Genomic DNA, 26,402 nt, shown 5'->3' with positions numbered 1-26,402 from the left:
GCCAGAGGGAAGAATCGACCCGTGAGCCCGACCGAGCCCGCACCCCGCCCGACCGAGCCCCCGCCCGTCGCGAACGACCCCGCGGCGACCGGGCCCGCCACGCACGTCACCGCGGCCCCGACGCCCGGCACCGCCGCGCCCCCGGCCCGTCGGCGTGCACGTCGCGGCGCGGGCCCTGACGCCCCGCACCCGCGCGGCACCACGACGCGCGTGCTGCTGACGACCGTCGTCGTGGTCAGCGCGCTCGCCGCGCTGCTGGGCATCGCGCTCACGTGGCCGTCGGGCGACGGGCCGCGCACCACCCTGTCGGACGCGGGCGTGCGCTACGTCTCCGCGCAGGTCGTCGACACGCGCGGGCAGTCGTGCGACGGGTCGGTCGAGGACGTGCAGCCCGACGGCACCGTCCCGGAGACCGTCGACTGCCTGCGGGTGACCGCGCGCACGTCGTCCGGGCGCGAGGTCGACGTGTTCGCGACCTCCGGCACCGAGGCGGCCGACCTGCCCGCGGGCACCCGCGTGACGCTCGAGCACTACGCCGCGACCGCCGGGGAGGCCGAGGTGTGGGCGTGGCACGACGTCGACCGCACGCTCCCGCTCGGAGCGTTCGCGCTCGCGTTCGCCCTGGTCACGACGCTCGTCGCGGGGCTGCGCGGGCTGCGGGCGCTGCTCGGGCTGGGGATCGCGTTCGTCGTGCTCGGCGTGTACATGCTGCCCGCGCTCGTGGCCGGGCAGGACGGGCTGACGGTCGCGCTGGCCGGGTCGACCGCGATCGTCGTGGTGGTCCTGTACCTCGCGCACGGCGTGTCGCTGCGGACGACGACGGCGCTGGTCGGCACGCTGCTGGGCCTGGCGACGGTCACGGGCCTCGGCGTGCTCGGGGCGCACGTCGCGCACCTGCAGCCCGTGACGTCGGAGGACACGTTCGCGCTGGCCCGGGCCCTGGGCGCCGACGGCGTGCACGTACTGCGCGGCGTGTTCCTCTCGGGGGTCGTGCTCGCGGGCATCGGCGTGCTCAACGACGTGACGATCACGCAGGCCGCCGCGGTGTGGGAGCTGCGCGCGGCCGACCCGTCCGCGTCGTGGCGGACGCTCACGGCGCGCGGCATGCGCATCGGGCGCGACCACATCGCGTCGACGGTCTACACGATCGCGTTCGCGTACGCGGGCGCGTCGCTGCCGCTCCTGCTGCTGCTCGAGCTGTACGACCAGCCGCTGCTGGTCACGCTGACGGGCGGCGCGTTCGCCGAGGAGATCGTCCGCACGCTCGCGGGCGCGACGGGCCTGGTGCTCGCGATCCCGCTGACGACGGTGGTCGCGGCGATCGCCGCGGTCGGCTCACCGCCGGGCCGCAGCGGCGGCCACGGCCACGCGCACGCGCACTGACGCGACCGGTCACCGGGCTGCGGGGCCCGCCACGACGCCTGCCGTCCGTCGAGCGCACGGCGTCCGCTGACGGCCCGGCCTGCGCCGCGCCCCCGCCCGGCCGACCGTCGAGGCACCCTCGCGTCCCAGTGGGTGGGCAGCGGCGCGCACGAGACCGGGTCGGGAGCGCTCACGAGCCGCGTGAGCGACGCGAGCCCGGTCTCGTGGGCGGCGCGTCCCGGGCGTCCAGACGCCGGCCGGCCCGGCTCAGACCGTGACGGCCAGCCGGAACGTGCCCGTGCGCTCCTGCCCGGGCTCGAGCACGAACACGCCCGTGCCGGGCACGCCCTGCTCGTGCAGCGTGAACCCGTCGTTGACGTTGGTCGCGGGCTCGACCGCGAAGTAGCAGCGCCGCCGCGGCGCGTACAGCACGAGGTGGCGGTACACGGGGTCCATCGTCAGGTCGACGCGCACGCCCTCGTCGGGGTACGCGATCGTCACGGGCGCAGCGGGGTCGAGGTCGGTGAGCACGTCGTCGACGAACGCCGTGCCCAGCGCCCGCGGGACGCGGAAGTCCGCGCGCGGCGGCACGGCGCGCGCCGGGCCGTCGGGCAGCGCACCCGTCAGCCGGTACCCCGCCGAGGCGGGCACGTGCAGCACCGGCCCGGCGGTCGGCGGGTACTCGCGCACGGGCGCGCCGACGGGCAGCAGCGCGCGGCTGAGGTACGGGTGGTGGCCGAACCCCGCGGGGAAGGGCTCGACGTCGGTGTTGCGGACCGACGTCGTCACCACGAGCGCGTCGCCGTCGAGCGCGTACCGGATCGTCGCGCCGAACTGCCAGGGGAAGTTGACGCCGACCTGGCACGACGTCTCCGTCGTCAGGGTCACGGCCGTGGCCGTCGACTCGACGACGTCCCACCGCGCGTACCGCACGGCGCCGTGGATCGCGGTGCCGTCGGCGGCGTTGCGCTGCAGCTGCCAGCGCCGCCCCGCGAACGGCAGCACGCCGCCGCGGATCCGGTTGGACCACGGCACCATCGGGAAGCTCGCGCACTTCTCGGGGTCGCCCGCAGCGGACGTCCGCGTGGGGCGCAGCAGGTCGCGCCACACGCCGTCGGCCGTGCGGATGCGGCCCGCACCCAGCGACGCACCGGTGCCGGGGAGCACGTCGAGCTCCCAGCGGTCGGTGCGCAGGGTGACGGCGCCCGCCGGCGCCGCCCGGGTCGTGGTGACCGGGGCGGGCGCCGGCGTGGCGACCGGTGCGAGCGGTTCGGTGATGGTCATCGGCTGCAGCCCCCTGCGCACGACGACGGACGCGTGAGCGCCCGCGTCAGAGCGTGACCTCGACGCGGACGGTCGACCCGGCGGGCGCGTACGGCACGTGGTTGCCCTCGACGGGGGTGCCGTCGACGACCAGCGCACCGCGTGCGCCGCGCGCACCCGAGTTCGTCACCGTGATCTCGTACGTCGCGCCCCGCGCGACGCGGGTGACGGTGAAGGACGGGACGTCGGGGCCGATCTGCGGGTCGACGACCAGGCCGTCGTAGTCGGGGCGGACCCCCAGCAGGTACTGCGACACGGCCACGAAGTTCCACGCCGCGGTGCCCGTGAGCCACGAGTTCTTCGCCTCGCCCGCGCGCGGCGCCTGCTTGCCGGCGATCATCTGCGCGTAGACGTACGGCTCGAGCTTGTGGACGTCGCTGATCTCCTCGCGGTACGCCGGGGTGATCCGCTTGTAGTAGTCGAACGCCTTGTCGCCGCGGCCGACCACGGTCTCGGCGATGATCACCCACGGGTTGTTGTGGCAGAAGATGCCACCGTTCTCCTTGTACCCGGGCGGGTACGTGGAGACCTCGCCGAGCTCGATCTGGTACGTCGTGTACGCGGGGTACTGCAGCACCAGGCCGTGCGGCGTGCCGAGCATCTCGTCGACCGCGTCGAGCGCCTGCACGGCGGGGGCGGCGGTGTCGTCCGGGCCCTCGCCCACGCCGATGCCTGCCATGACCGCGAAGCCCTGCGGCTCGATCCAGATCTTGCCCTCGGGCTTGGCGTCGGTGCCGACGGGGTTGCCGAAGAAGTCGTACGCGCGCAGGAACCAGCGGCCGTCCCAGCCGTGCTCGAGCACGGCCTCGCGGACCTCGTCGACGACCTTGCGGGCCTGCGACGCGACCTCGGTGAGGCCTCGGCGCTCGGCGAGCGCGGCGTACTCGGCGCCGTAGAGCACGAACTGCGCCGCGATGAACACGGACTCGGCGTGCCCGCCGGCCTGGTTCTCGGTGGTCTGGAACGACTCGCCCGGCTCGGTCGAGAAGCAGTTGAGGTTGAGGCAGTCGTTCCAGTCGGCGCGGCCGATGAGCGGCAGGCCGTGCGGGCCGCGGTGCTGGACCGTGAACTCGAACGAGCGCGTCAGGTGCTCGAACAGCGGCACCTCGGAGCCGGGCTCGTTGTCGAACGGCACGGGCTCGTCGAGGATCGACCAGTCGCCGGTCTCCTTGACGTACGCGGCGACGCCGGCGATGAGCCACAGCGGGTCGTCGTTGAAGCCCGAGCCGATGTCGTTGTTCCCGCGCTTCGTCAGCGGCTGGTACTGGTGGTACGCCGAACCGTCGGGGAACTGCGTCGACGCGATGTCGACGATGCGCTCACGCGCACGGTCCGGGACCAGGTGCACGAAGCCGAGCAGGTCCTGGTTGGAGTCGCGGAAGCCCATGCCGCGGCCGATGCCGGTCTCGAAGAACGACGCCGAGCGCGACATGTTGAACGTGACCATGCACTGGTACTGGTTCCAGATGTTGACCATCCGGTCGAGCTTCTCGTCGCCCGAGCGCACCGAGTACGTCGACAGCAGGTCGGTCCAGTAGGTCTGCAGCGCCTCGATCGCGGCGTCGGCCTGCGCGGCCGTCGCGAAGCGCCCGAGCAGCGCGTGCGCGCCCTCCTTGTTGACGACCTGGTGGGCGTCGTCGGCCCACTTCGCGTCCTGCGGGTTCTCGAGGTAGCCCAGGACGTACACGAGGTCGCGGGTCTCGCCCGGGGCCAGCGTGACGCGCACCGAGTGCGAGCCGATCGGGTACCAGCCCGACGCGACCGAGTCCGCCGAGACGCCCGCGCGCGGCACGGCCGCCTCGCCCAGCGAGTTGTACGCGCCGACGAACGTGTCGCGGTCGGTGTCGAAGCCGTCGGCGCGCGTGTTCACGCCGAACACGGCGTAGTGGTCGCGGCGCTCGCGGTACTCGGTCTTGTGGTAGATCGCCGACCCGTGCGGGCCGTCCTGCTCGACCTCGACCTCGCCGATCGACAGGTTGCGCTGGTAGTTGGTCTGGTCGTCCTGCGCGTTCCAGAGGCAGAACTCGACGAACGAGAAGAGCGTGACCGTCTTCTCGGCGTCGGACGTGTTGGTGACGGCCACGCGCTGCACCTCGGCGTTCTCGCCGAGCGGCACGAAGAACGTCGTCGCGACGCGCAGGCCGTTGCGCTCGCCCGTGATGCGCGAGTAGCCCAGGCCGTGCCGCGCCTCGAAGTGGTCGAGGTCGGCCTTGACCGGCAGCCACGACGGGGTCCACACGTCGCCGCCGTCGTTGACGTACAGGTACCGACCGCCCGCGTCGGCGGGGATGTTGTTGTAGCGGTACCGCGTCAGACGGCGCATCTTGGCGTCGCGGTAGAACGAGTACCCGCCGGCCTGGTGGGACAGCAGCGAGAAGAACTGCTCCGACCCGAGGTAGTTGATCCACGGGTAGGGGGTGTGGGGCGTCGTGACGACGTACTCACGTGCCGCGTCGTCGAAGTGGCCGAACCGCATGGCGTGCCTCTCGTGCCTCGTCGCACGGCCGGCCGGGCGGGCGACGCGCGTGGCGCGCCCAGGTGTCGGCGACCCTGCTCAGGTACCTGGTCGTCCGTCGACGTGGCCGACGGCTGGTGCTGCACCGGGACTGCCGTCGAAGCGTCTCGCGTGCCGTGCGGCGAGAGCGCTCCCACACCGGAGCGCGGACAGCATATCCCGAGAGGCGTGGGACCTGGAACGGCCCGGCACCTTTCACCGCGGGAACCCGCGTGCTCCGTTCCGGACGGCCGGATCGGGGTGCCGTCGTGCACGACGCCCGGTTCGTCCGGTCGCTCTCACCGGTTCCCACGCGTTCCCACTACGCTCGCACCCGTGCTGCTCTCCGACCGCGACATCCGTGCCGAGCTCGAGCAGGGACGGGTCGTGCTCGACCCGTACGAGCCCGCGATGGTCCAGCCGTCGAGCATCGACGTGCGCCTCGACCGGTTCTTCCGGCTGTTCGACAACCACAAGTACCCGGTGATCGACCCGTCGGCCGAGCAGCCCGACCTCACGCGGCTCGTCGAGGCGGAGGCGGGCGAGCCGTTCGTGCTGCACCCGGGCGAGTTCGTGCTGGGTGCGACGTACGAGCAGGTGACGCTGCCGGACGACGTCGCGGCGCGCCTCGAGGGCAAGTCGTCGCTGGGCCGGCTGGGGCTGCTGACGCACTCGACCGCGGGGTTCATCGACCCGGGCTTCAGCGGGCACGTGACGCTCGAGCTGTCGAACGTCGCGACGCTGCCGATCCTGCTGTGGCCGGGCATGAAGATCGGCCAGCTGTGCTTCTTCCGCCTGTCGTCGCCGACCGAGCACCCGTACGGCTCGCAGGAGTACGGCTCGCGCTACCAGGGGCAGCGCGGCCCGACGGCGTCCCGGTCGTGGCAGAACTTCCACCGGTCGGACGTGTGATGGCCGAGGCCGAGGCGCCCGCGCTCCCCGTCGAGGACCCGACGCTCGCGGACCGGCACCTGCTCGCGCTGCCCGCGGGGGTCTCCCCCGAGGAGGTCGAGGTGCTGGCGGCGAGCCGGTTCCGCGGCGTGCGCTGGGAGGACGCGCCCGCGTCCGAGGCGCCGACGCGCACGGGCGTGCTGCCCGCGGTGACGGCGGCGCTCGGCATCCGCGCGGTCGGGCGGCAGGCGGCGCCCGTGCGGGCGCTGCGGCTCGCGCGTCTGTCGACGCTGGCCGGGCCGTACCGCACGGACGCGGCGGGCGCCGTCGCGCTCGGGCTGCCGGCGACCACGGTCATGGTGTGGGTGCTGCACACGCCGCGCGAGCGCGGCGAGCGGCCGTACCCGGGCGGCGACCGCGACGGTCTCAAGCGTGCCTTCCCCGACGGTCTGCCGGTGCGCGAGGAGGGCCGCGTCGTGCAGTGGCTCGTCGCGGCGGCCCGCCGCCTGGGCGGTGCGGTCCGCACGCAGACGGGCGCGGTGCTGACGCCGGACCCCGACGCGTCGACGGACCTCACGGTGCTCACCGACCGCTGGGTGGAGCCCGCGACGGTGCTCGAGCTGGTGCAGCGCGTGCAGCCGCGCGCGTACCTGTCGGAGGCGATCCCCGGGTCGTGGAAGGGGCCGACCCTGCTCGCGGGCCGCTCGTCGCAGGGTGCGGTGGGCGGCGCCCCGGAGTCGGGCGGGTCGGGTCTGCGCTCGGCGCTCGAGCAGCACGGCGTGCAGGACGACGACGAGCGGCAGCGCCTCATGGCCGAGGCCGACGCGTTCGACGAGCTGATGCTCGCGGCGCCGCCGCCGTCGGAGTCGTTCGGCGTGCTGGTGGACCTGGGTGTGGACGGCATGCTCGCGGTCGAGGTGGCCGCGTGCGAGCAGCTGCCGCCGCTCATGGAGGACCTGCCCTGGACCAAGGACGGCGTGGTCGCGTACCGCGTGCGGTGGGAGCCGTTCGAGATCGAGCAGATCGAGCAGGAGAAGCCGTCGCTGCCGCACCGCGTCGCGCGCTCGCGCTCGGCGCCGCTCGTCGCGCAGGTCGCGAAGGTGCTGCAGGCCGCCGTGGGCGGCGAGGTCGCCGACGAGGCGGACTTCCTGGTGGACCCGGCGGACCTGTAGGGCCCGCGCGTCACGACGACGGCCGGCGCACCCCTGCTCGGGTGCGCCGGCCGCCGTCGTCAGGGCGCGGTGAGGCCCGGGCTCAGCCCAGGACCTCGGGGTACGGGACCGCGTCGTCGCCCGTGCGGCCCAGGACGTGCTCGGCGAGGAACGCCTCGACGGCGCCGTACCAGACCTTGGCGTGCTGCGGCGTGAGCACCCAGTGGTTCTCGTCCGGGTAGTAGAGGAACCGGTGGGGCGTGCGGCCCTCGTCGTCGGCGGGCAGGCCCGACGCGGACAGCAGCTCGTACCAGAGGCGCAGGCCCTCGCCGATCGGCACGCGGTAGTCCTTGTCGCCGTGGATGACGAGCATGGGCGTGGCGATGTCGCCGACGAACCGGTGCGGCGAGTTCTCGAGCGCCATCTCGGGGGTCATCTCGCGCTGCCAGTAGAACGACGCGTCGGTGGTGGGTCCGAACTGGCCGAGGGCCCACAGGCTCGCGTGCGTGACGATCGCGCGGAACCGGTCGGTGTGCCCGGCGACCCAGTTGGCCATGTACCCGCCGAACGAGCCGCCCATCGCGGCGGTGCGCTCGGGGTCGACGTCGTCGCGCTCGAGCGCGGCGTCGGTCGCGGCCATGAGGTCGGTGTACGGCGCCGCACCCCACGCGCCCCAGCCGCGCTGGATGAAGTCCTGGCCGTAGCCGGTCGACAGCGCCGGGTCGGGCAGCAGCACGGCGTAGCCGCGCGCGACGAGGATCCACGGGTTCCACCGCCACGACCACGCGTTCCACGAGCCGAGCGGGCCGCCGTGGATCCACAGCAGCAGGGGTGCCTTGGCGTCGGGGCCGGCGCCGTCGGGCAGCGCGAGCCACGACCGCACGCGCTGACCGTCGGCTGCCGTGGTGACGACCTCCTCGAGACGGCCGGGCAGCGGCACGTCGGCGGCGGGCGACACGAGCGGCGTCGCGGCGACGGGGCCGCCCGCGAGCGCGGCGGCGAGGTCGATGCGCACGGGGTGCGCGGGCGCGGCGTACGACGTGCGCAGCGCGTAGGCCGTCGCGCCGTCGGGCGCGACCTGCACGTCGGAGAACGCGGCGTCGTCGCTGGTGACGCGCGTGACGGCGCCCGAGGTCAGTTCCACGTGGAACACCGGCGCGCGGCCGTCGTCGTCGGCGACGACGAGCAGGCCGTCGGAGGACGGCAGCCACACGAAGTCGGCGGGCCAGCGGTCCCAGTCGGCGCCGAGCCGGCGGGGCTCGCCGCCCTCGGACGGCACGACCCACAGCTCGACCGTCGGGGCCTGGTGCGGGGACGACAGGCTCTCGCGCGCGTAGGCGACCCAGCGGCCGTCGGGCGAGACGCGCGGGTGGCCCAGGTCGGCGTCCGCGTCGTCGACGAGCGTGCGCCGCTCCCCCGTCGCGACGTCGACCGCGACGAGCAGCGAGCGCAGGTCGCCGCGCGCGGCCGGGCGGTTCCACGCCGTGACGACCGTGCGGCCGTCGGGGCTGAGCTCGGGCTGCGTCTCGCGCAGCGCGACGCCCGCGTCGGGCGTGACGTCGCCGAGCTCGACGCGCGGGTCTCGCTCGCCCGCGCGCGGCGCCGCGACGTCGGCACCGACCGTGCCGACGAACGCGTGCGGCACGGCCGGGCCCAGGTCGTGGTCCCAGTACCGCACCGGGTAGCCGGTGTGCAGGATCGCCGCGACCTTCTTGTCCTTGCGCTCCTTGCGCAGCCGCTCGTCGTCCGCGTCGTCCGTGGCGGACGGCAGCACGTCCGACACGACGAGCACGGTCGGCACGTCGGCCGCGACCTTGACGCCGCCGACGCCCGCGCCGCGGTCGGCGACCACGCGGGCCTCCGCGCCGTCCGCCGGCAGCAGCCACAGCGCGGGCCTCGGCTCGTCGTCGCCGTCGGCGTCCGGGTCGGGCCGCGCGCTGGTGAACAGCAGGTCGCCCGCGGGCGTGAACGCGGCCGACGACTCGCTCTTCGCCGAGCGCGTCAGGCGGCGCGCGGGCCGCTCGCCGTGCGGGTCGACCTCCCACAGCGCCGTCACGTAGGCGGTGCGCTTGCGGTCGAGGGTCTGGACGGCCGTCACCAGGCGCTCGCCGTCGGGCGACAGGACCAGCCCGGACAGGCGCGGCAGCGCGACGTACGCGTCGAGGTCGTGGAAGGGCGTGGGGGTGTCCCCGCCGGGGGTGGTGGTCATGGCTACCGTCCTACCATCCCGGTGCGACGCGGGGCCGGTGGATTCGCGGACCGCGCACGGGCGACCGAGACCTCGCACCGCACCCCGACAGGGGTGGAACCACCCCCCGATCGCACGTGGAGCGCTCCCGGCGGAGCATAGGCTCAGGGCCTCGAACGCCCGGACACCGCAGGGGCTGGGGAGGTACTGAGGTGGCGGGCCAGCACCAGCCGCACCGCACCATGGCCGAGCGGCGCGAGCAGCTGCTGGACGCCACGGTCGCGGTGATCCGCGAGGGCGGTCTCTCCGCCGTGACGACCCGCACCGTGACGGCGCGCGCGGGCGTGCGGCCGAGCGCGCTGTACTACTACTTCGAGGACCGGGACGCGCTGATCGGTGCGCTGATCGACCGCGAGCTGTCGATCACGCTGTGCCACGTGTGGGAGACGGTCGAGCAGGCGGCGGGCGTCCGGGAGGGCGTGGAGTCGGCGCTGCTGGCGTACCTGGCGCACGTGCAGCGCGACGAGGCGTACCAGCTCATGGTCGCGGAGCTGACGGTGACGGCGTTGCGCCGCGCGGGCCCCGCGGGGGTCCGGACGACGTACGAGCGCCTGCTGGCCTCGGCGACGGACCTGGTGGAGCGGTGGTCGGCCGCGCGCGGCTCGACGTGGGCGCTGCCCGTCGAGGTGGTCGCGCGGGCCCTGGTGTCGCAGGGCTCGGCGATCGTGTCGTCGTGGCTGTGCACGCGCGACGACGCGGGCGTGCGCGCCGAGATCGCGGCGATGGCGCTGGCCATGAGCAGTCTCGAGACGCGCGCCGCCTGACCCCGGCGCGACCAGGACGAGCGCCGCAGGCGGCGTGGCGCACCCCCGCGGGGTGACGACGGTGCGAGGACGCCCCGCGGGGGGATGGGTGCAGACGCCCTCGCACCGTCGTCGGCTCAGTAGGTGAACCGTGCGGTGCGGGCCCGCAGGTCCGCCGCGATCCGGGCCAGCTCGGCGACGGCCGTCGCGACCTGGTCCATGGCCTCGTTGGTCGAGGACGCCTGCGTCGCGACGCCCGTGATGGTGCCGGCGATGTCACCGGACCCGGTGGCGGCCTCGGCGACCGAGCGGGACATCTCGGCGGTGGTCGCGGTCTGCTCCTCGACGGCCGAGGCGATGGTGAGCTGGTAGTCGTTGATCGCCGCGATGATGCGCGAGATGTCGCCGATCGCGTCGACGGCGCCGGTCGTGTCGCCCTGGATGGCCTCGACGCGGCGCGCGATGTCCTCGGTGGCCTTCGCGGTCTCCTGCGCGAGCTCCTTGACCTCGCCGGCCACGACCGCGAACCCCTTGCCGGCCTCGCCCGCGCGGGCCGCCTCGATGGTCGCGTTGAGCGCGAGCAGGTTGGTCTGCTCGGCGATGCTCGTGATCATCTTGACGACGTTGCCGATCTCCTGGCTCGACTCGCCCAGTCGGCTGACCTGCTCGTTCGTCGTCTTCGCGGCGTCCGTGGCCTGCCCGGCGACGCGCGCGGCCTCGGACGCGTTCTGGGAGATCTCGCGGATCGACGCGCCCATCTCCTCCGCACCGGCGGCGACGGCCTGGACCGAGCGCGACACCTGCTCGGCCGCGGCCGCCACCGACCCGGCGCGCTCACCGGTCTCGCGGGACGCGGACGCGACCTGCGTCGAGGACGCCGAGAGCTGCTCGGTCGCCGCGGCGACGGTCTGCGCACCCTCGACGACCCCGGCGAGGGTCTGGCGCAGCGCGCGCTGCGCCTCGGTCAGCGCCGCCGTCATGCGGCCCAGCTCGTCGTCGTCCCAGACGGTCGCCTCGACCGTGAGGTCGCCGGCCGCCATCGCGACGACCGCGTCCTGCACGCCGCGCACGGACCGCAGGATGCGCCGCACGGTGACGACCGCGACGACGGTCACCAGCAGCAGAGCTCCCGCGACGACACCCCAGAGCACCAGCACCGAGGTCCGCACGAGCGCGACGTTGCGCGCGGTGCTCTCGACCGCGCCGGCGTTGAGCTCCTCGACGGCCGTCGCGATCTCGGCGTCCGCGGCCACGCCCTGCTGCGCGAGGTCCTGGTTGGCGTAGCCGCGCGCCCGCGGGTCGTCGGCGTCGACCATGTCGAGGTAGCGGTCCGTGAGGACCATGTACGGCTCGGTCGCGGCGGTGAGCCGCTGCGCGAGGTCGGGGTTGTCGCGGGCGACGTCGGCCTGGACGCGCGCGACGGTCTCGCGCTCCTCGGCGATCTTCGCGCGCGTCGCCGGGCGCTCGTCGGCGGTGTTGACCTGCAGCCGGACGTTGGCGAGCCGCACCGCGGTGAAGGCGCGCTGGAGGTTCGACACGTCGCGCAGCGGGTCGATCGACTCGGACTCGAGCGCGGTCTGCGCGGCGGCGAGCGCCTGCATCCGCGCCGTGGCGACGCCCGCGACCGCGACGGCGACGAGCGCGAGGAGCGCGAGGCACGCGCCGATCTTGAGCCCGAGCGGACGGTCGACGAACCAGCTCCACGAGGTCGTCTTCTTCGTGGCGGACAGGTCGGGCATCGGGTGCTCCTCGGTCGACGACGGGTCTCCTTCACCATCGGGCGGCCTCGTCGTGATTTGAGCGTTCGATCAAAATCTCGTCCCACGAGTGGGTCGCGCACCGTCTGCGCAGGTCAGGGACGTGGGGCGTCCCGAGGCTCCGGGCCGGCCCGCGCACCACCGCCCGCACGACGCGCCCGGCCGTGGCACCCTGACGCTTGCCCGTCCCCCGGGCCGCCGGTGCGACGGAGCCCGCCGGCGGACGCGGCGCGGGCCGTCGCCGCCCGCACGGGCCGCGCGACGTCCGCGCGACGACGCGCCCGGGACAGGGCAAGGGAGGACCAGTGCCGAAGACCCCCACGGTGTACGACGTCGCCCGGCACGTCGGCATGTCGACCGCGACGGTGTCGCGCGTGCTGCGCCGCCCCGAGGACGTGCGACCCGAGACGCGTGCGCTCGTGCACGCCGCGATCCAGGAGCTGGGGTACGTGCCGTCGGGCGCGGCGCGCGGCCTCGCGGCCCGCCAGACGGGCGTGCTGGGCCTGTGCTTCCCCGACGTCGACGGCATCGACGACCCGGCGTCGGTCCCGGCGCCCGTGCCCGCGGGCCAGGCGGTCGAGGTGGTCGTCGACACGGGCCAGGCGCCCGACGTGCACCCGGGCAACCTGTACATGGGCGAGGTCATGCGCGGCGCCGAGCTCGAGGCGTGGCGCACCGGGCTCGCGGTGATGATCGCGGTCGCGCGCGGCCCCGCGTCGGCGGCGACGGTGTCGGACCTGGCCGGGCGCGTCGACGGGCTCGCGGTGCTGTCCGCGACGGTGCCGGACGACGTGCTGGCGCACATCGCGCGCCGCATCCCGGTGGTGGTCATGGCGGGGCCCGGCATCGACGGCGACCCGCACGACCACATCAGCGTCGACAACGCGGCGGGCATGCGCGCGCTGACCACGCACCTCGTGGCCGACCACGGGCTGCGCGACCTCGCGTTCGTCGGCGGCTCGGCGGACTCCCCCGACGACGCCGAGCGCTTCCTCGGGTTCCGCGCGGCGCTCGCCGAGGCCGGCCTGCCCGTGCCCGACGCGCCGGCGGCGCGCGGCGACTTCACGCGGACGACGGCGCGCACGCTCGCGCGGCGCCTGCTCGCCGCGGGCGACCTGCCGCGCGCGCTCGTGTGCTCGAACGACCAGACGGCGCTCGGGTTCCTGGACGAGCTCGCGGCCGCGGGCGTGGACGTGCCGGGCCGCGTCGCGCTGACCGGGTTCGACGGCATCGACGCGGGGCTGACCGCGTCGCCGCCGCTGACGACCGTGCGGCAGCCGATGGTCGAGCTGGGGCGCGCGGCGGTCGACCGGCTGCGGCGCCGGATGGCGGACCCGAGCCTGCCGACGGCGACGCTGAACCTGCCGGTGCGGGTGCTGCTGCGCAGGTCGTGCGGGTGCGCTCCCACCGCGCGCGCGACCCCGGGCCCGGCCGCGGCCGTCGCTCCCCGGCCGGCTGACGCCGCCGGGGTGCGCCGGCGGGAGGTGTTGCCGTGTCCGATGTAAGCGCATACAGTCGACCGCGCGCACCCCCGGCGCACGGCCCACCGGCCGTCCTCGACGTGGAGGAGAACGACTCATGACCCGCTCGCGCTGGACCCAGGCCGCCACGGCCCTGGCGACCGCGGCCGTGCTGGTGACCGCGGGCTGTGCGGCCCCGGTCCAGACCTCGGGCGGCGGCAACGCCGCCGACGGCACCACCTCGATGCTCATCGGCGCCGACAACGGCTCGCCGACCTTCGAGCGGAACTTCAACCCGTACTCGTCGAACAAGCGCAACACCGCGAGCTACATCTACGAGCCGCTCGTGATCGTCAACGAGATGTCCGGCGACGAGACGCCCTGGCTCGCCGAGTCCTACGAGCAGCCCGACGCGAGCACCGTGGTCTTCCACCTGCGCGACGGCGTCACCTGGTCCGACGGCGAGGAGCTCACCGCCGACGACGTGGTCTTCACCTTCGACCTGCTGCTGCAGCACCCGCAGCTCGACCTGCGCGGCGTCGGCGAGCACATCGCCTCGGTCGAGGCCGACGGGTCCGACGTGATCGTGCACCTGTCCAGCGAGGACGTGCCCGGCGCCGTCATCATCGCGCAGACCATGATCGTCCCCGAGCACCTGTGGGCCGACGTCGACGACCCCGTGACGTTCACCAACGAGGACCCGGTCGGCACCGGCCCCTACACGCTCGGCGAGTTCACGCCCAACCAGTACACGCTCGTGAAGAACGAGACCTACTGGCAGGCCGACAAGGTCGCCGCCGACCGGCTCGTGCAGCCCGCCGCGAACTCCGAGCTCGACATCGTCAACAAGGGCTACGACTGGGCCTACGCGTTCATGAGCGACGTCGAGGACACCTGGGTCAAGGCCGACCCCGAGCACAACACGTACTGGTACCCGGCCGGCGCGACCATCGCGCTCATCCCCAACATGACGAAGGCGCCGTACGACAACCTCGACTTCCGCAAGGGGATCGCGGCCGCGCTCGACAAGCAGGCCATCGCCGACAAGGCCGAGCAGGGCTACGTCGACCAGGCCAGCCAGAGCGGCCTCATGCTCCCCGCGCAGGAGAAGCTGCTCGACCCCGACCTGCCGAACCAGGGCGTCGTCGAGCAGGACACCGACGCGGCGCTCGCGCACTTCGCCGCCGCGGGCTACACGCAGTCCGGCGGCAAGATGGTCGACGCGAACGGCCAGCAGCTGACCATCCGGATCACGACCCCCAACGGCTGGTCCGACTGGCTGCAGGGCGTCCAGCAGGTCAAGACGCAGCTCGGCGCGCTCGGCATCGAGGTCGAGGTCGTCCAGCCGCAGCCCGCGGCCTACCAGCGCGAGATGCGCTCGGGCGAGTTCGACATGGTCATGGGCACCGTCGGCGGCACCGGGCAGCCGTACCAGGACTTCAGCGGCATGATGGGCGCGCGGTTCTACCAGGACGTCGGCACCACCGCCTCGGGCAACTTCGGGCGGTTCCAGTCGCCCGAGGCCGACGCCCTGCTCGACGAGCTCAAGGTCACCGTCGACGACGCGCGGCAGGCCGAGATCGCGCAGGAGCTGCAGACCATCGCCTACGAGCAGCTGCCGATGATCTCCCTGTTCTACGGCGGGTCGTGGGGCCTGTTCTCCACCAAGTCGTTCACCGGCTGGCCCAGCGCCGAGAACCCGTACGCGTCCCCCAAGACGTGGGACCAGACGCCGCTGCTCATCCTCACGAGCCTCGAGCCGGCCTCCTGACGGCGGTGCCCGGGCGCGGCCACGACGCGCCCGGGCACCCCCCGCACGACCCACCCGACCCGACACGAGGAGGCTCCGGTGCGCTACGCCCTGCGCAAGCTCGGTCTGCTCCTGCTGACGCTGTGGGCGGCGGTGACGCTGAACTTCGTGCTGCCGCGGCTCATGCCCGGCTCGCCCGCCGACGCCGCCATCGCCCGGCTGTCCCAGAACGGCCCCGTCTCCCCCGCCGTGCAGCGCGCCATCGAGGTGCAGCTCGGCCTGCCCGACGGCAACCTGTGGGACCAGTACGTCAGCTACCTGCACAACGTCCTGACCCTCGACTTCGGGGTCTCGTACACGTTCTTCCCGCAGCAGGTCTCCGAGCTGGTCGCGGCCGCCCTGCCCTGGACGCTCGTGATGGTCGGGCTCGTGACGGTCGTCGCGTTCGTGCTCGGCACGCTCATCGGGGTCGGCGCGGCCTGGCGGCGCGGCACCTGGATGGACTCGGTGCCGACCATGACCGGCAGCTTCCTGTCCGCGTTCCCCTACTTCTGGACCGCGCTGCTCATCCTGTTCTTCGCCGGCTACGTCGCCGGCTGGTTCCCGACGTCGGGCGCCTACTCGGCCACCGCCGTCCCCACGTTCTCCGCCGAGTTCGTCGGCGACGCGCTGTACCACGCGGCGCTGCCCGCGCTCACGATCCTGCTGACGTCACTCGGCGGCTGGATCCTCGGCATGCGCAACACCATGATCACGACCCTCGGCGAGGACTACGTGACGTTCGCCGAGGCCAACGGCCTGCGCGGCCGCACCGTGGCGCTGCGCTACGCCGCCCGCAACGCGATCCTGCCGAACCTCACGGGCTTCGGCATGGCCCTCGGCGGCGTGGTCGGCGGGTCCCTGCTCGTCGAGCAGGTCTTCAACTACCCGGGCGTCGGGTACCTGCTGTTCAACGCCGTGACCAACCAGGACTTCCCCCTGATGCAGGCGCTGTTCCTCATGATCACGGTCAGCGTGCTCGTGGCGAACTTCCTGGTCGAGATCCTCTACGGCGTCCTCGACCCCCGGACGAGGCGGTGAGCGACATGACCGAACCGACAGCCGTGACCGCGGCGGGCACCGAGCCGCAGGTGGTCCCCGGGCCGCCGCGCCGCACGAGCCGCACCCGCACCGGGCGCTTCTTCCAGGTCGTGGGCCGCGGGTTCGCGACCGTGTGGGCCAACCCCAAGGCCCGCGTCGGGCTCGTCATGCTGGGCGCGTTCGTCCTCATGGCCGTCCTCGCGCCCGTGCTCGCGCCGTACGGCCCGCACGACGACTCGTTCGGCCGCAACGAGGCCGGGTCCGCCGCGCACTGGCTCGGCACCACCGGCAACGGCGAGGACGTGCTCTCGCAGGTGATCTACGGCGCGCGGATCTCGCTGCTCGTCGGCTTCGTCGCCGGCGGCCTGTCGACGCTCGTCGCGGTCGTCATCGGCCTGTCGTGGGGCTACCTGCGCGGCTGGGGCGACGACGTCGTCAACTTCCTGGTCAACCTGTTCCTCGTGATGCCGGGCCTGCCGCTCATGATCATCATCGCGGCGTACCTGCAGAACGGCGGGCTGCCGATGATCATCCTGGTCGTCGTGCTCACCGGGTGGGCGTGGGGTGCGCGCGTGCTGCGCTCGCAGACCCGGTCGCTGCGCTCGCGCGACTTCGTCACGGCCGCCGTGTTCTCGGGCGAGCGCCCGGCGCGCGTCGTGTTCCGGGAGATCCTGCCGAACATGACGTCGATGATCGCGGCGTCGTTCTTCGGCGCGGCGACCGCCGCGATCCTCGCGGAGTCCGGCCTGTCGTTCCTCGGCCTGGGCGACATGTCGACCGTGAGCTGGGGCTCGATGATCTTCTGGGCCCAGAACTCCATGGCGATCCTCACCGGCCAGTGGGTGCTGCTGTTCGCACCCGGCCTGTGCATCGCGCTGCTCGCCACCTCCATGACCCTCGTGAACTTCGGCGTGGACGGCCTGTCCAACCCGCGCCTGCGGGAAGGGACCGGCCGATGAGCCTGCTGCAGATCGAGGACCTCACGGTCGTCTACGAGCCGCGCGGCGCGCAGCCCACGACCGCCGTCGACCGCGTCAGCCTCAGCCTCGAGCAGGGCGAGTTCGTCGGCCTGGTCGGCGAGTCCGGCTCGGGCAAGTCGACGCTCGGCTTCGCGATCACGCGGCTCGCCAAGGCGCCCGCGCGCATCGCGTCGGGGCGGATCGTGTTCGACGGCACCGACATCGCGGGCATGGGCGCCGAGGAGCTGCGCGCGCAGCGCCGCGGCGGGTTCGCGATGGTGCTGCAGTCCGGCATGAACGCGCTCAACCCCGTGCGGTCCGTCGGGCACCACTTCGCCGACGTGTTCGCTGCCCACGGGCACGTGCCGGCGCCCCGGCGGCGTGCGCGCGCGGTCGAGCTGCTCGACAAGGTGCAGCTGCCCGCGACCGTCCTGGACCGGTACCCCGGCGAGCTGTCGGGCGGCATGCGGCAGCGCGTGTCGATCGCGCTCGCCTTGTCGCTCGAGCCGCGGCTCATGGTGTTCGACGAGCCGACCACCGCGCTCGACGTGCTGGTGCAGCACGCCGTCATGGACACGATCCGCGAGCTGCAGAAGGCCGAGGGGTTCACGGCGGTGCTCATCTCGCACGACCTCGGCGTCGTGCTGGAGTCCGCCGAGCGCGTCGCGGTCATGCACGACGGCCGGATCGTCGAGGACGCGCCCGCACGCGAGCTGTACCGCAACCCCCGGCACGAGTACACGCGGATGCTGCTGTCGCACTACGCGGACCCGCGCGCCGAGGTCGTCGAGCTGCCGGGCCTGAGCTCGCGCACGGTCGACGCGGCGGCGTCCACGGGCGGCACCGCTGCGGGGTCCGACGCCGGCGCCGCGCGCGACGCGGTCGTCGTCGAGCACGTGTCCAAGGTGTACCCGGCGCCGCGGCGCGGCGAGCAGCCCGTCACGGCCGTCGACGACGTGTCGTTCACGCTCGAGCCGGGCGGCGCGCTCGCGCTCGTCGGCCAGTCCGGCTCCGGGAAGTCGACCATCGCGAAGCTGCTCACGGGCGTCGAGCGGCCCACGAGCGGCACGGTGCGGTTCGGCGACCAGCGGGTCGACCGCATGCGCCGCCGCCAGCTGCGCCGCCTGCACGCCGACGTGCAGATGGTGTTCCAGGACCCGTACTCGGCGCTCAACCCGCTGAGCACGGTCGAGTACACGCTCACCCGGCCGGTCGAGAACTTCACCGACCTGCGCGGCGAGGCCGCGCGGGCCCGCGTGCTCGAGCTGCTGGAGACCGTGGGACTGACCCCGGTCGAGCAGTTCGCCGCCAAGCTGCCGCACCAGCTGTCCGGCGGGCAGCGCCAGCGCGTCGTCATCGCGCGCGCCCTGGCGTCGGACCCGCAGGTGCTGGTGGCCGACGAGCCCGTGTCGATGCTCGACGTGTCGCTGCGCGCGGGCGTGCTCGCGCTGCTGCAGGAGCTGCGCCGCGAGACCGGCGTCTCGCTGCTCTACATCACGCACGACCTGCTCTCGGCGCGCGTCATCGCCGACCAGATCATGGTGCTGCACCACGGCAAGGTCGTGGAGCGCGGCGAGACGGTGCGCGTGCTGCGGTTCCCCGAGGCGGACTACACGACCCGCCTGCTGGCCGCCGTGCCGCAGCCCGCCCGACGGTTCGAGGCGTCGTGACGGCCCCCGAGCAGGTCCGACCGGACGTCGTGCCCGGCACCGGCGTCGTCACGCCCGGGCGGCCGTTCGGCGGCCTGGCGCTGCCCGCAGGCGTCGAGCCGCTGCGGCTGCGGCTGTCCGAGGTCGAGCTGACCGCGCTGCGCGCACGGCCCGCGGGCGAGGTCCGCGCCACGGCGCTGCTGGTGCCCGGGTTCACGGGGTCCAAGGAGGACCACCGCGTGCTGCTGCCGCTGCTCGCGGCGCAGGGCGTCGACGCGTGGGCGATCTCGCAGCGCGGGCAGGGCGACTCCGGCGCGCTCCCCCGCACCGCCGACTACGCGCTCGACCGCCTGGTCGAGGACGTGCACGAGGTCGCGGCGCTGCTCGGGGCCCCGGTGCACCTGCTCGGCCACTCGTTCGGCGGGACCGTCGCGGCCGCCGCCGCCGTGCACCACCCGGGCGCGTTCCGGTCGCTCACGCTGCTGTGCTCGGGCCCGCACGGCTGGCCGGGCCGCAAGGCGGACCTGCGCGCGCGGCTGCTCGCCGCGGGCGGCGCCGCCGACCTGTGGACCCTCGACAACCCCGACCTCGCCTGGCGCCTCGCGCAGGGCGAGCCGGTCGAGCTCGACCCCGAGGCCGCGTTCCACCGCGAGCGCTCACGGGCCACGAGCACCGCGCAGCTCGTCGCGGCGATCGACATCCTCGCCGACCCCGCCGACGTCACCCCCGCGCTGGCCGCCACCGGGCTCCCGGTGCTGGTCGCGCACGGCGAGCACGACGACGTCGCCTGGCCGCAGACGTGGCAGCGCCGCACCGCCGAGCAGGTGGGCGGGCGCTACGCGGTGCTGCCCGGCGCGGCGCACTCGCCGAACCTCGAGACCCCCGAGGCCACGGCCGACCTGCTGGTCGGCTTCTGGTCCTCCCGCCCTGCAACCGAGTGAAGGACAGCCCTGTGGCACACACCCTGCAGTTCCCCGACGGATTCCGCTGGGGCGCGGCGACCGCCGCGCACCAGATCGAGGGCAACAACGTCAACAGCGACTGGTGGGTGCGCGAGCACGCGGCCGGCACGACGATCGTCGAGCCGTCGGGCGACGCCGCGGACTCCTACCACCGCTACGCGCAGGACATGCGGCTCCTCAAGGACGCGGGCCTGGACACGTACCGGTTCAGCATCGAGTGGGCGCGCATCGAGCCCGAGAAGGGCTTCGTGTCCCGCGCCGAGGTCGCGCACTACCGGCGCATGGTCGAGACGGCGCTCGAGCTGGGCGTCACGCCCATGGTCACGCTCATGCACTTCACGGTGCCGCGCTGGTTCTACCAGGAGGGCATGTGGCGGGCCGCCGACGCGGCGGACCGGTTCGCGCGGTACGTCGAGGCGGCGCTGCCCGTGCTGGGCGACGACGTCGAGTGGGTCTGCACGATCAACGAGCCGAACATCGCGGCGATGATCGCGGGAGGCGAGGACCCGGCGAACCTGGTCGCGTACGGGCTGCCCGCGCCGGACCTCGCGGTGGCCGACACGCTGCTCGAGTGCCACCACCGCGCGCAGGAGGTGCTGTCAGGCGTCGGTGGCGTGCGGTCGGGCTGGACGATCGCGACGCAGGCGTTCCAGGCGGAGCCGGGCTGCGAGGACGTCAAGCACGCGTACGGCTACCCACGCGACGACTGGTACCTGGAGATGTCGAAGGGCGACGACTGGGTCGGCGTGCAGGCGTACACGCGCACGATCATCGGCCCCGACGGCCCGCGGCAGGTGCCGGAGGGCGTCGAGACGACCCTCACGGGCTGGGAGTACTACCCGCCGGCGATGGCCGAGGGCGTGCGCTCGGCGTGGGAGCTCACGGGCGGCGTGCCGGTGTTCGTCACCGAGAACGGCATCGCGACCGCCGACGACGCGCGCCGCATCGACTACACCGAGGCCGCGCTCACGCACCTGCACGCGGCGATCGCCGACGGCGTCACGGTCGAGGGCTACCTGCACTGGAGCCTGCTCGACAACTACGAGTGGGCCAGCGGCTTCCGTCCCACGTTCGGCCTGGTCGGCTGGGACCCCGAGACGTTCGAGCGCCGCCCCAAGCCGAGTCTGGCGTGGCTCGGCGAGCAGGCGCGGGCGAACGCCCTGACCGTCCGCTGACGGTCGGGACGACGCCGGCGCACGGGCCACCCCTCCCGTGCGCCGGCGTCGGCGTCTCTTGCAGGCCTGCGCTCACCGCGAGCGTTCACCGTCCGTCGACGTCGCCGCCCTCGCTCGCGCGCTTCCACCTCGCGAGGTGGTAGCCCCACCCCTGCTCGTGCTCGTCGGGCAGCGAGCGCGGGGTCCGTGCGCGGACGAACCCGGTCTCGGTCAGGTCGACCACCGTGGACGTCCCTGCCGCGGTCAGCCGGATCACGACCTCGAGCGGGCCGTCCCACGTCGGTTCGGCCCACGCGAACGCGAGCAGCCGGGGCGCCTCGCACCGGGTCACGCGGCCCGTGGCCGTCGCCTCGACGCCGTCCTCGGTCCAGGTCTCGACGAGCGGCGAGCCGACGACGGCGTCGAAGCGCATCTCGCGCCACCACGCGTCCCGCCCGACCGTCAGGAGTCGCCAGACGACGTCGAGGGACGCGTCGACCCTCGTCCCCACCGTCACCGAGTCGCGCAGCACGCGAGCACGCTACCGACCCGGTACCGGCGCCGCCCCCTCGTACGTGAACCCCTAGTACGTGAACCGCGCCGTCCGGGTGCGCAGGTCGGCGGCGATCCGGGCCAGGTCGGCCACGGACGTCGTGACCTGGTCCATCGCCTCGTTGGTCGACGTCGCCTGGGTCGCGACGCCGGTGATGGTGCCGGCGATGTCGCCCGAGCCGGTCGCGGCCTCCGTGACGGACCGGGACATCTGGGTCGTCGTGGCGGTCTGCTCCTCGACGGCCGACGCGATGGTCAGCTGGAAGTCGTTGATCGCCGCGATGATGCGCGAGATGTCGCCGATGGCCGCGACGGCCCCGGCGGTGTCGCCCTGGATGGCCTCGACGCGCCGCGCGATGTCCTCGGTCGCCTTGGCCGTCTCCGAGGCCAGCTCCTTGACCTCCCCCGCGACGACCGCGAAGCCCTTGCCCGCCTCGCCCGCGCGGGCCGCCTCGATCGTCGCGTTGAGCGCCAGCAGGTTGGTCTGCGCGGCGATGCCGGTGATGAGCTTGACGACGTTCCCGATCTCCTGGCTCGACTCGCCCAGGCGGCTGACCTGCTCGTTCGTCGTCTTCGCGGCGTCCGTGGCCTGCCCCGCGACGCGCGCCGCCTCCGCGGCGTTCTGCGCGATCTCCCGGATCGACGCGCCCATCTCCTCGGTGCCCGCCGCGACGGCCTGCACGTTGCGCGACACCTGCTCGGCGGCCGCGGCCACCGAACCCGCCCGCTGCTCGGTCTCGCGCGACGCCGACGCGACCTGCGTCGACGACGCCGACAGCTGCTGCGTCGCCGCCGCGACCGTCTGCGCGCCCTCGACCACGCCCGCCAGCGTCTCGCGCAGGGACCGCTGCGCCTCGGTGAGCGCCGCCGTCATGCGACCCAGCTCGTCCCGCTCGTGCACCGGTGCCTCGACCGTCAGGTCGCCCGCCGCCATCGCGACCACGACGTCCTGCACGCCGCGCACCGAGCGCAGGATGCGGCGCACCGTGACGACCGCGACGCCCGCCGCCAGCAGCAGCGCCCCCGCGACCACGACCCACAGCACCACGACCGACGTGCCCACGAGGCGCGACGTCGCGGCGGTCGAGTCGCCCGCGAGCGCGTTGAGCTCCTCGACGACGGCCGCGATCTCCGCGTCGGCGTCGGTGCCGCGCACCACGAGGTCGTCGTTGAGGAAGACCGGTGCGCGCGGGTCGTCCATCGCGACCATCTCGTGGTACCGGTCGGTGAGGTCCAGGTACGGCTGGATCGCGAGCTCGAGGCGCTCCCCGCGGTCGGGGTCCGTGGCGGTCAGCTCGTCCGTGAGCGTGCCGACCGCGTCACGCGACTCCGCGATCGCGTCGAGCGTCGCCGGGCGCTCGCCCTCGGCCACCGTCATGAGCCGCACGTTGCCGAGCCGCACGGCCGTGAACGCGCGCTGCAGGTCGGACACGCCGCGCAGCGGGCCGATGGCCTCCTGCTCGAGCCGCGTCTGGGCGCCCGCGAGCGCCTGCATGCGAGCGGTCGCGACGCCCGCGACCGCGACGACCACCAGCGCGAGCAGCGCGAGGCACGCGCCGATCTTCACGCCGAGCGACCGGTCGACGAACCAGCGCCACGGCGTCGTCGTCACCCTGGCCCGTGGGACACCGGCCATGAGAACCCTCCTTGGTCTTGCGCACGACCGTCCTTGGTCGCCGACACGCTGCCCTCAGCATCGGGTGTGATCGATACACCTTGAGGGACCGGGTGAAGGTGCACCCGTGTGCCGCGCGGCCCGATGAGTCCGCACGGCCCGGCGGGTCGGCACCGGCACCGGCACGCACCCTCGGGAGGACCGACCATGACCGCACGCCTCAGCCCCTACCTCGGCTTCCGCGACCAGGCCCGCGCGGCGATGGACTTCTACGCCGACGTCTTCGGCGGCGCCGCCACGTCTAGCACGTTCGACGAGTTCGGCATGGCGTCCGACCCGGCCGACGCGGGCAAGGTCATGCACTCGCAGCTCGAGCTGCCCGGGGGCGGGACGCTCATGGCGTCCGACACGCCCGCGTCGATGCCGGCGCCCGAGCGACCCGGCGCGGTCGCGCTGTTCGGCGACGCGGCGGACGCCGAGACGCTGCGTGCGGCGTTCGCGCGGCTCGCGGACGGCGGCAGCGACGTCATGCCGATGGCGGTCGCCCCGTGGGGTGACGAGTTCGGGCAGGTCACCGACCGGTTCGGCACGACGTGGCTGGTCAACGTGGCGGGGCAGCCGCGGGGCTGAGCCGCGCGGCGCCCGACGGTCAGGACGACCGCTCGGCGCCCGCACCGCCGTCGCGCAGCGCCGCGACGGCCGCGAGCCCGTCACGGGCGGCGGTCACGTCCGCCGCGACGCCGATCCGCGTCCCGACGTCGAGCGCGAGCGTGAACCACGCCCGCGCGTCGTCTGAGCGGCCCGCGGCGAGGTCGAGCGTGCCGAGCGCGTGCGCGGCCGTGCCCTGCACGAGCAGCACGCGCGCCGCGCGGCCGGCCTCGAGGGCCGCGAGCAGCTCGCGGCGGCCCGCGTCGACGTCCCCCGTGGCGACGAGCGCCCGCCCCAGCAGGGCGCGCGCCTCGGCGCCGACCGCGGCCTCGAGGTCGGCGCGCCCGGCGAGCGCGGCCCGCACCTGGGCCACGGCGGCGTGCGGGTCGCCGGCCTCGAGCTCGACGCTCGCCAGGGCGGTCCGCACGGCCGCCTCGAGGCTCGCGTCGCCCATCGCGCGCGCGTCGTCGAGCGCGGCGCCCAGCACGGTCCGCGCGCGCGGCAGGTCGCCCAGCGTCTCGAGCATGGTCGCGTGGTTGAGCCGCACGATGCCCGCGTTGTTGCGGTCGCCGACGCGCTCGCTCAGCGCGAGGGCGCGCGCGTAGCCGTCGCACGCCTCGTCGTAGCGGCCCAGCAGGCGCAGCGTGTCGGCGCGGTTGCCGACCGCGCGGCCCTCGCTCACGGCGTCGCCGCCGTGCCGCGCGGCCTCCTCGGCGCGCGCGTACGCGGCCGCGGCGGCGTCGAGCCGCCCGAGGCGCTTCTCGGCGTTGCCGACGCGGTTGAACGTCTGCCCCGGGCGCGCGTCGTGCCCGGACTCGGCGGCGCGCACGAGCTGCGCGAGGGCCTCGTCGTAGTGCCCGAGCCGCTCGTGCGCGCGGCCCAGGTCGCGGCACGCGCGCGCGACGGCGGCGGGGTCCCCGCCGGTGGCCGCGGCGCCGTGCACCACGAGCGCGTCACGCCAGCGCGCGACCATGTCGAACCACGGCCCGAGCGCGTCCGACAGGCCCTGCGCGACGTCCGTCAGCCCGAGGTCCGCCGCGAGGGGCGCCGTCGCGACGCACGCCGCGCGGTGGGTCTCGAGCCACGCGTGCGCGGCCGCGACGGCGTCGTCGTCCGCCGCGTCCTCCCTGGTAGCGGGCGTGTCGGCCGCGTGCGGCGCGACCACGGCGACGCGGGCCGCGGCGCGCTCGGCCAGCCACGCGCCGAGCCGCCGTACGGCGGCGACCACGTCGCTGTGCGCGTCGAGGACGTCGGCCCGTTCGCGGGCGTACCGCCGGACCAGCGCGTGCAGGTGCACGGCACCGTCGGCGCCCGTGCGGACCAGGTGCACGTCGTCGAGCCCCGACAGCAGGTCGCGCACCGACGGCTCGTCGGCCCCGGTCAGCAGCGCGACGCACACGGGCGGCAGCGGCGCGGGCACCAGCGCGACGCGGCGCAGCACGCGCGCCTCGTCGGGGGCGAGCGCGTCGTACGCGGTGTCGAGCGCGGGCAGCGCGTGCGCCGACGCCTCGATGCGCCGCGCGTGGTCGGCGAGCGACCAGGACTCCTGCCCGGCGATGCGCCCGGCGGCGACGACGAGCGCGAGCGGCAGCCCCTCGCAGACGGTCGCGACGCGACGCGCCGCGTCGGGCTCGGCGGCGACGCGCTCGCGGCCCGCGACCGCGGCGATGAGGCCGACCGCGGCGTCGGGAGGCAGCGGCTCGACGCGCACGTGCGTGCCCGTGACCTCGGGCAGCGCGCGGCGCGACGTGACGACGAGGGCCCACCCGGGGGCCGCGTCGGCGACGGCGCGCACGACGTCGGCGTCGGGCACGTCCTCGACCAGCAGCAGCCCGCGCGGCGCCGGCGCACCGGACGCGGCGTCCCGCGATCCGGCGCCCGGGCGTGCGGCGGCGCCGCGGACTGCACCGGCGGGTCCGGGCAGGTCCGCGAGCAGATCGCGCGCCTCGACGCCGTCGCCCGGCGTCGGCACGACGAGCACGGGGCGGCCCGTGCCGGCCGCCCACGTGCGCGCCGCGGCGTGCGCGAGCGCGGACTTGCCCACGCCGGGCATGCCGGTGACGACCGCGACCTCGCCCGCGTCCCACGCGGCCGTGAGCGCGTCGACCTCCGCGGCACGTCCGGTGAGAACGGCGGGCTCGTCGGGCAGCGGGCGCAGCGCGGTGCGGGGCGCGGCGGCGCGGGCCGTGGTCGGGCGGGCGTCGGCCGCACGCCCCGCGACGGCGGCGTGCGCGGCACGCCACGCCCGCACGTCGTCCTCGTCACCGCCCAGCGCCCGCACGACGTCGACGACGAGCTCGACGTCGAGCCGCGCGCGGCCGTCGCGGAACACGTCGTAGACCGTGACGCGGCCCGGGCGCCGCTCGCCCGGCGGCACGCCGCGCGCGGCGCGGACGCGCTCGACGCGCTGCACGAGCTGCGCGAACGACGGCGACCCCGCATGCGCGCGCAGGGCACGCAGCGCGCTCGTCAGGTCGTCCCAGCCACGGGGGTCGCCCGGGACGACGGGAGAGGTCACCGGTCGAGACTAGTCATCGGACGTTCGGGTTCGTTCGGACGTCTCGGGCGGCTCCGAGCGCGCGCGGCACGATCGGGACGAACCCG

Annotated in this window: 19 protein-coding genes; 12 read left to right on the top strand and 7 right to left on the bottom strand. The window is 74.7% G+C overall.

Annotated elements, in window-relative coordinates:
- The first annotated feature begins 21 nt into the window (after window positions 1-21).
- Window positions 22-1,383 carry a YibE/F family protein gene (locus GY42_RS14025; protein WP_236686796.1) on the top strand — a complete coding sequence of 454 codons (1,362 nt, stop codon included), beginning with the start codon at window positions 22-24 and terminating at the stop codon, window positions 1,381-1,383.
- A gap of 246 nt (window positions 1,384-1,629) precedes the next feature.
- On the opposite strand, the gene GY42_RS14020 is transcribed toward GY42_RS14025, so the two are convergent.
- Together GY42_RS14020 and GY42_RS14015 are read right to left on the bottom strand one after the other, a co-directional pair.
- The gene (locus tag GY42_RS14020; protein ID WP_046529797.1) at window positions 1,630-2,646 is read right to left on the bottom strand and encodes an aldose epimerase family protein; all 1,017 of its coding nucleotides are present in this window, start codon (window positions 2,644-2,646) and stop codon (window positions 1,630-1,632) included.
- 46 nt (window positions 2,647-2,692) lie between these two features.
- The gene (locus GY42_RS14015; RefSeq protein ID WP_046529796.1) at window positions 2,693-5,161 is read right to left on the bottom strand and encodes a GH36-type glycosyl hydrolase domain-containing protein; all 2,469 of its coding nucleotides are present in this window, start codon (window positions 5,159-5,161) and stop codon (window positions 2,693-2,695) included.
- A 354-nt stretch (window positions 5,162-5,515) separates the two neighbouring features.
- Between GY42_RS14015 and dcd the strand changes: the two genes are divergently transcribed.
- A complete protein-coding gene (gene dcd, locus GY42_RS14010) occupies window positions 5,516-6,091 on the top strand; it encodes a dCTP deaminase (RefSeq protein WP_046529795.1) in 576 nt (191 codons plus the stop codon).
- Window positions 6,091-7,242 (top strand): hypothetical protein, encoded by a 1,152-nt coding sequence (locus tag GY42_RS14005; protein ID WP_046529794.1) that lies wholly within the window; start codon window positions 6,091-6,093, stop codon window positions 7,240-7,242. Before dcd ends, GY42_RS14005 begins: the two co-directional genes overlap by 1 nt.
- Before the next feature lie 82 nt (window positions 7,243-7,324).
- On the opposite strand, the gene GY42_RS14000 is transcribed toward GY42_RS14005, so the two are convergent.
- Window positions 7,325-9,430 (bottom strand): S9 family peptidase, encoded by a 2,106-nt coding sequence (locus tag GY42_RS14000; RefSeq protein ID WP_046529793.1) that lies wholly within the window; start codon window positions 9,428-9,430, stop codon window positions 7,325-7,327.
- Window positions 9,431-9,621: 191 nt separating this feature from the next.
- Here GY42_RS14000 and GY42_RS13995 point away from each other — a divergent pair, with 191 nt between their 5' ends.
- Window positions 9,622-10,233, top strand: coding sequence for a TetR/AcrR family transcriptional regulator (locus GY42_RS13995; RefSeq protein ID WP_046529792.1), 612 nt, complete (start codon window positions 9,622-9,624; stop codon window positions 10,231-10,233).
- A 116-nt stretch (window positions 10,234-10,349) separates the two neighbouring features.
- On the opposite strand, the gene GY42_RS13990 is transcribed toward GY42_RS13995, so the two are convergent.
- Window positions 10,350-11,951, bottom strand: a complete 1,602-nt coding sequence (locus tag GY42_RS13990; RefSeq protein ID WP_046529791.1) for a methyl-accepting chemotaxis protein — start codon at window positions 11,949-11,951, stop codon at window positions 10,350-10,352.
- A gap of 323 nt (window positions 11,952-12,274) precedes the next feature.
- Between GY42_RS13990 and GY42_RS13985 the strand changes: the two genes are divergently transcribed.
- From GY42_RS13985 to GY42_RS13955, 7 genes are all read left to right on the top strand, one after another.
- Window positions 12,275-13,474 (top strand): LacI family DNA-binding transcriptional regulator, encoded by a 1,200-nt coding sequence (locus GY42_RS13985; protein ID WP_082131569.1) that lies wholly within the window; start codon window positions 12,275-12,277, stop codon window positions 13,472-13,474.
- A gap of 73 nt (window positions 13,475-13,547) precedes the next feature.
- Window positions 13,548-15,200, top strand: a complete 1,653-nt coding sequence (locus GY42_RS13980; RefSeq protein WP_046529790.1) for an ABC transporter substrate-binding protein — start codon at window positions 13,548-13,550, stop codon at window positions 15,198-15,200.
- Between the two features lie 78 nt (window positions 15,201-15,278).
- On the top strand, window positions 15,279-16,259 hold the full coding sequence (locus GY42_RS13975) for an ABC transporter permease (protein ID WP_046529789.1): 981 nt from the start codon (window positions 15,279-15,281) through the stop codon (window positions 16,257-16,259).
- 5 nt (window positions 16,260-16,264) lie between these two features.
- On the top strand, window positions 16,265-17,218 hold the full coding sequence (locus GY42_RS13970) for an ABC transporter permease (protein WP_046531015.1): 954 nt from the start codon (window positions 16,265-16,267) through the stop codon (window positions 17,216-17,218).
- Window positions 17,215-18,888, top strand: coding sequence for an ABC transporter ATP-binding protein (locus tag GY42_RS13965; RefSeq protein WP_046529788.1), 1,674 nt, complete (start codon window positions 17,215-17,217; stop codon window positions 18,886-18,888). The genes GY42_RS13970 and GY42_RS13965 overlap by 4 nt, the downstream gene beginning before the upstream one ends.
- A complete protein-coding gene (locus GY42_RS13960) occupies window positions 18,885-19,808 on the top strand; it encodes an alpha/beta fold hydrolase (RefSeq protein WP_052748405.1) in 924 nt (307 codons plus the stop codon). Before GY42_RS13965 ends, GY42_RS13960 begins: the two co-directional genes overlap by 4 nt.
- 11 nt (window positions 19,809-19,819) lie before the next feature.
- Window positions 19,820-21,004 carry a glycoside hydrolase family 1 protein gene (locus tag GY42_RS13955; protein ID WP_046529787.1) on the top strand — a complete coding sequence of 395 codons (1,185 nt, stop codon included), beginning with the start codon at window positions 19,820-19,822 and terminating at the stop codon, window positions 21,002-21,004.
- 85 nt (window positions 21,005-21,089) lie between these two features.
- Here the strand turns inward: GY42_RS13955 and GY42_RS13950 are convergent, their stop codons facing one another.
- Together GY42_RS13950 and GY42_RS13945 are read right to left on the bottom strand one after the other, a co-directional pair.
- The gene (locus GY42_RS13950) at window positions 21,090-21,515 is read right to left on the bottom strand and encodes an SRPBCC family protein (RefSeq protein ID WP_236686795.1); all 426 of its coding nucleotides are present in this window, start codon (window positions 21,513-21,515) and stop codon (window positions 21,090-21,092) included.
- 51 nt (window positions 21,516-21,566) lie between these two features.
- Window positions 21,567-23,171: a methyl-accepting chemotaxis protein gene (locus GY42_RS13945; RefSeq protein ID WP_046529786.1), complete on the bottom strand. Its 1,605-nt coding sequence runs from the start codon at window positions 23,169-23,171 to the stop codon at window positions 21,567-21,569.
- A gap of 186 nt (window positions 23,172-23,357) precedes the next feature.
- Here GY42_RS13945 and GY42_RS13940 point away from each other — a divergent pair, with 186 nt between their 5' ends.
- The gene (locus GY42_RS13940; protein WP_046529785.1) at window positions 23,358-23,780 is read left to right on the top strand and encodes a VOC family protein; all 423 of its coding nucleotides are present in this window, start codon (window positions 23,358-23,360) and stop codon (window positions 23,778-23,780) included.
- A 19-nt stretch (window positions 23,781-23,799) separates the two neighbouring features.
- Here the strand turns inward: GY42_RS13940 and GY42_RS13935 are convergent, their stop codons facing one another.
- The gene (locus GY42_RS13935; protein WP_046529784.1) at window positions 23,800-26,316 is read right to left on the bottom strand and encodes a tetratricopeptide repeat protein; all 2,517 of its coding nucleotides are present in this window, start codon (window positions 26,314-26,316) and stop codon (window positions 23,800-23,802) included.
- Window positions 26,317-26,402 lie beyond the last annotated feature (86 nt).

Source organism: Cellulomonas sp. FA1 (assembly GCF_000986825.1).
Classification (GTDB): Bacteria; Actinomycetota; Actinomycetes; order Actinomycetales; family Cellulomonadaceae; genus Cellulomonas; species Cellulomonas iranensis.
This window is presented reverse-complemented; position numbering and strand designations above follow the sequence as displayed.